Consider the following 5,205-nt stretch of genomic DNA (forward strand, 5'->3'; position numbering starts at 1 on the left):
CCATTTTCATTTTAAAAATATAGTTCATTGTATCAAATATTCTTTTATTGGCCTCTCCGCTCCATCCATAGGCACCAAAGGCACCACCCGGCTTGTCCTTCAACTGTGCGCGCTCAGCCATGAATAATACCTGTTTCATGGAAGGCAGCATTTCCCCGTGATAGGTGGGGGAACCGAATACATAGGCATCATACCCGGCTAAATCTTCTTCAGTGTTTATCTGTTCAGCGGTTTTAACTTGTACCTTATGCCCTGACTGACGAACGCCCTCTGCGATTAATTCAGCTATTCCCTTTGTTTCATCTACTCTGGATGAATAAACAATCAGTATGGTTCCCATTTTTAATCCCTATTTTTTTATAATTTGATTTCAGATTAAAACCACGAAGTTCATGAAAACCACAAAGTTTGGTACTCTAATATCTTCGTGCACTTCGTGTCCTTCTTGGTAAAATAAAATACTCAATACTTACATTTATGACACTGATAACAAGGTAATATAAATCCATGGCAGAGCCAAGAAAAATCAATCGAGATTTTAAATAATTGACAAGTAATTTATTATTTTTTTAATTTGGGGCTTGATAAAAATTAAAAAGTCTGGAAATCTACGATTTTTTGTATGAACTTTTTTAGACGCTGTCTTAGGTAGATCAGAAATAAGGTGTACAGAAATTTATGGGTTTATTTAAATTAAAGGGATTTCCGGGAACCGGCAGTTTTCCCCATGGGATTCACCCACCGGATAATAAAGCGTTGTCCGCCAACATGGTTGTCGAAGTGATGGAAGCACCTATAACAGTTACCTTGCCGCTGCTTCAGCATCTTGGGGTGCCCTGCAAACAAATTGTCAAGTCCGGAGAAACGGTCAGTTACGGGCAGATGGTTGGTAAGGGAGAGGCCTTTGTTTCCGCCTCAATTCACTCTCCAATTGCCGGAAAAGTTAAAAAAAATGCAATGGTGAACCTGCCCAACGGCAGGCGTCTTGAAGCCATCACCATCCAGGCGGAAGGGGAGCAGACGCCTTCGGAAAAAATCTGGGAAGAGATGAAGTTTACACAATGGCCCAGGCACGGCTTTTCCAATTATGAGCCCATGGACATTGTAAAAAGAATTCAAGCGTCCGGCATAGTGGGTTTAGGCGGGGCAGCGTTCCCCACTCATGTCAAGGTGATGCCCAATGATACCCGGACGATTGATACCTTAATTGTGAACGGCTGTGAGTGCGAGCCATATCTGACCTGTGACTCCAGGCTTATGATTGAGGCGCCTGGGGCTATCGTGACCGGCGCGCTTCTGACGGCCAGGGCGGTCTCAGCCAGGGAAATTGTCATCTGTGTTGAAGACAATAAACCCGAGGCAATCAGACGGCTTCAACATGCGGCCAAGCAGACAGTGGTGCGGGTTGCCGTGTTGAAAACCAAATACCCCCAGGGAAGTGAAAAACAGCTTGTAAAAGCAGTAATAGGCCTTGAGATTCCGTTGGGTGGCCTGCCGGCGGATGCAGGTGTTGCCGTGAGTAACGTGCAAACCGTGGCGACAGTGGCCCGCAGCATCATCAAGGGAGCACCGTTGACACACAGAGTAATCAGTGTTTCCGGCCACGGCATCTGCAACCCGAAAAATATTTTTGTGCCCATCGGGATATCTTTGGCCGAGGTCGTTGACTTCTGCGGGGGCCTGAGGCCGGATGCGGTCCGGATCATTTCCGGCGGCCCCATGATGGGATTTGCATTCTCAGATCTGTCTGCCCCCGTAACCAAGGGCACATCAGGGCTAACAGTGCTTACTCGTGACGAAGTTGACAGGGGCGCAGAAGAGACCCATTGCGTGCGCTGCGGGCGCTGTGTGGATGCCTGCCCCATGAACCTTGTGCCCACAAGGCTGGCTTTAGCAGCCCGGTATAAGAATCCCGAGCTTGCCAGCCACTACCATATTCGTGCCTGTGTTGAATGCGGATGCTGCAGCTATGTATGTCCGGCAAAACTGAACCTGGTCCAGCTGATTCGTGAGGGCAAGGTCCAGGTAAATGCCTGGGAGCGCCGCTGATTTCATGCCTGAAATCGCCTTTTGACAACAGAATTAATTGACAATTTAATTAATTGATACAAGGAACAAAACGTGTCAGACACAAATAGACAGATAGATTCAGCCATGTCGCCTGAAGACAGGCCCGGGCAAAAGCCGCCTTTTATCCATGTGGCCCCGTCCCCGCATATTTCAGACAGCCGGGCCGGCACACGCAGGATGATGGTCGATGTGATTCTTGGGCTGTCACCTGCCATTGCCGTATCTCTTTATTTATTCCGGTTCTATGCCCTGAAACAGCTTATTGTCTGTATGGCTGCCTGTCTTGCGGCAGAATATCTCTTTGTCCGCATGAGGGGAAAATATTTTACGTTGAAAGATTGTTCCGCCATGGTCACCGGTATCATTTTAGGCCTTTCCATGCCGGGGTCAGCCCCCTGGTTTGTGGGGGCTTTAGCCTCGGTGGTCGGCATCGGGATCGGAAAAATCATATTCGGCGGCGTTGGCATGAACATCTTCAACCCCGCTATGGTGGGAAGGGCGTTTGTCATGATTGCCTTTGCCCAGCTCATGGGGGCGGGTGCCTATGAAAATGTAACAGGACTGGCGGATGCTGTGTCCGGGGCAACGCCCTTGAGCGCATTGAAATTCAATGGCGTTCAAACGGGTATTGCGCCATTGTTTATGGGTGTTACCAACGGGTCTGTCGGGGAGGTCAGTGCCATTGCCTGCATTTTAGGGGGGCTTTATCTGATATACAGAAAAACCGCTTCCTGGCAGATTCCTGCAAGCATTTTAATAACCGTTGCCCTGATCGCGGCAATTACGGATATCACAGGAGGATATCAGGGACTGTTCCTGCTGCACCATCTATTTGCAGGCGCACTGATGTTCGGTGCCTTTTTCATTGCCACGGATCCTGTGACATCACCGTTAACTGCGAAAGGGAAAATGATTTTCGGCGTGGGAACCGGCTGCCTGATCATGGTGATCCGCCTGTTTTCCGGTTATCCGGAAGGTGTGATGTTCGCCGTGCTGCTCATGAATGCCATGACCCCGCTGATTAACCGCTGGACCATTCCCCAGCCCATGGGACAAAGGGAGGTCTGATATCATGTCATTGAAAAACAGTAACCTGGCCCAGGCCTGGCTGGTACTTCTCCTTGCCACCCTGTTCGGCACCGCCCTTGCCGGTATCCAGGCAAAGCTCGGGCCTGTGATTGAGGCGAACAAGATCAAAGAGACCATGGCAAAAATACCCGGACTGGTACTCGGAGAGGACCTATCTGCTGAGCTTGCCGCTGACAATCAGTCCCTGACCATCAAGTCACGGGTGATTGACGTCAAAAAAAACGGAATCACCAAATTTTACACCGTGTATGATGCCTGGCTGCCGGAAGGAAAAATGATCGGGCATGTAGTCAAAGCCGACGGCCAGGGATATGCGGATAAAATTGAGCTGCTGGTGGGACTTGATGCCCAGGGCAAGCGCATTACAGGGCTTTTTGTTCTGGACCAGAAAGAGACGCCCGGCCTGGGCGCCAAAATTATGGAAGATGCCTGGCGGGGTCAGTTTAAGGAAAAATCCACGGAAAAAACCCTTTCCGTTGTTAAGGGGGGCGGGGCCAAAGAAGATGAAATCGACGCCATTTCCGGCGCCACGATCTCTTCAAGAAGTGTGACCGGCATCGTGAATACGACGATTGCCAACGTGGCATCCCAGCTTCAGGTCACTGACAACCCTGCCAGCAATAGCAAAACCCCGGCGGTTCAAACCGAGGAGCCCGGTAAAAATCCCGGTAAAAATAAGGAGCGTTCCTGATGGCTGATCAACCTACAGCTACGGAGAGATTTGTACAGGGGATTCTGCCCGAGAACCCGGTGTACCGGCAGCTTCTTGGGCTGTGTGCCACCCTGGCTGTTACCAACGGCATGAAACCGGCCCTGACCATGGCCGTTTGCGTGGCCTTTGTTCTGGTCTGCGCCAATGTCGTGATCAGCCTGATCCGAAACCTGTTAAAACCCCATCTGCGTATCGTGGTTTTTACCCTGACCATTGCTACCTTTGTAACGGTGGCGGACAGGGTTCTGGCCGCATACATGTTCCAGATGAGTAAAACCCTTGGCCCATATATCCCTTTGATCATTGTGAACTGTCTGATCATCTGCCGGTGTGAGGTGTGTGCGTCCAAGCAGAATGTGGTTATTGCAGCGGCGGATGCCCTGGGCCAGTCCATCGGGTTCGGCCTGGCCCTGGCCAGTATTGCCGCTATCCGTGAGATTTTAGGCACCGGCATGCTCATGGGATTCAGGGTCCTGCCATCCTTTTGGCCGGACTGGGTCATCATGGTACTGCCCCCGGGTGCATTCATCACCCTGGGTCTGCTGCTGGGGCTGGTGAACTATATCGACTTTAAGCGGGAACAAACCCGCAATTAAATTTAGATGAAAATTTACAAAAATTGAGGCGGGTCTAATGGACTATTTTGTGGATATCCTGCTGATTGCCCTGTCAGCATCGATAATTAACAACTTTATATTTTATTACTTTGTGGGCATCTGCCCGTTTGTGGGAGTGTCCAAAAAAGTGGACATGGCCTTTGGCATGGGATGCGCCGTGACCTTTGTCATGAGTATTGCCGCCTTTCTCTCCTGGGGGATCACTGTTTTCGTGCTGATCCCAGGTGCCCCGGTATCGGCCTTTATTGCCGGCTTTTTTACCACGCCTGAAGCGGCGGCCCAAATTGATCTGACCGTACTCAGTTACATTGTGTATATTTTTGCCATTGCCTCTTCGGTTCAGTTTGTGGAGATGTATGTTAAAAAATTCTTTCCCCCGCTTTACCGGTCCTTCGGGGTATTTCTGCCTTTGATTACGACCAATTGCGCCATCCTGTTTGCCTGCCTGACCATCATGAGCCATGTGGCGGGCGTTGATAATCCCAAAGAGGTGTGGGACCTGGGGAAAGCCATGACCCTGGCCCTTTTTGGCGGACTGGGATTCACCATTGCCATCGTGATTATGGCGGGTATCCGGGAAGAACTGGAACTTTGCGATATTCCCAAGCCCTTTGAAGGGGCGGCCATTACCCTGGTCATCGGCGGGATTATAGCCATTGCCTTCATGGGATTTACCGGTGTGGATTCCGGTGTCAAAAAGGCATTAAAGCCTGTGCC

Annotated in this window: 6 protein-coding genes; 5 read left to right on the forward strand and 1 reads right to left on the reverse strand. The window is 50.3% G+C overall.

Annotated elements, in window-relative coordinates:
- A partial coding sequence (locus AB7U36_RS17710) for a flavodoxin domain-containing protein (RefSeq protein ID WP_428161002.1) occupies window positions 1-340 on the reverse strand: 340 nt, incomplete at its 3' end.
- Window positions 341-678: 338 nt separating this feature from the next.
- Here AB7U36_RS17710 and rsxC point away from each other — a divergent pair.
- From rsxC to AB7U36_RS17735, 5 genes are all read left to right on the forward strand, one after another.
- The gene (gene rsxC, locus AB7U36_RS17715; RefSeq protein WP_428161003.1) at window positions 679-2,049 is read left to right on the forward strand and encodes an electron transport complex subunit RsxC; all 1,371 of its coding nucleotides are present in this window, start codon (window positions 679-681) and stop codon (window positions 2,047-2,049) included.
- 72 nt (window positions 2,050-2,121) lie between these two features.
- On the forward strand, window positions 2,122-3,138 hold the full coding sequence (locus tag AB7U36_RS17720; RefSeq protein ID WP_428161004.1) for an RnfABCDGE type electron transport complex subunit D: 1,017 nt from the start codon (window positions 2,122-2,124) through the stop codon (window positions 3,136-3,138).
- A 4-nt stretch (window positions 3,139-3,142) separates the two neighbouring features.
- Window positions 3,143-3,850, forward strand: a complete 708-nt coding sequence (locus AB7U36_RS17725; protein WP_428161005.1) for an FMN-binding protein — start codon at window positions 3,143-3,145, stop codon at window positions 3,848-3,850.
- Window positions 3,850-4,467 (forward strand): electron transport complex subunit RsxE, encoded by a 618-nt coding sequence (gene rsxE, locus AB7U36_RS17730; protein ID WP_035238857.1) that lies wholly within the window; start codon window positions 3,850-3,852, stop codon window positions 4,465-4,467. Before AB7U36_RS17725 ends, rsxE begins: the two co-directional genes overlap by 1 nt.
- Before the next feature lie 37 nt (window positions 4,468-4,504).
- Window positions 4,505-5,205: electron transport complex protein RnfA (locus tag AB7U36_RS17735; protein WP_428161006.1), on the forward strand; the 701-nt coding region annotated here is incomplete at its 3' end.

The sequence above is a fragment of the Desulfobacter sp. genome (genome assembly GCF_050177295.1).

Bases quoted from the DNA above. Each gene is read 5' to 3' on its own strand.
- rsxC (WP_428161003.1), top strand. From the start codon at position 679: ATGGGTTTATTTAAATTAAAGGGATTTCCGGGAACCGGCAGTTTTCCC.
- AB7U36_RS17725 (WP_428161005.1), top strand. From the start codon at position 3,143: ATGTCATTGAAAAACAGTAACCTGGCCCAGGCCTGGCTGGTACTTCTC.
- rsxE (WP_035238857.1), top strand. From the start codon at position 3,850: ATGGCTGATCAACCTACAGCTACGGAGAGATTTGTACAGGGGATTCTG.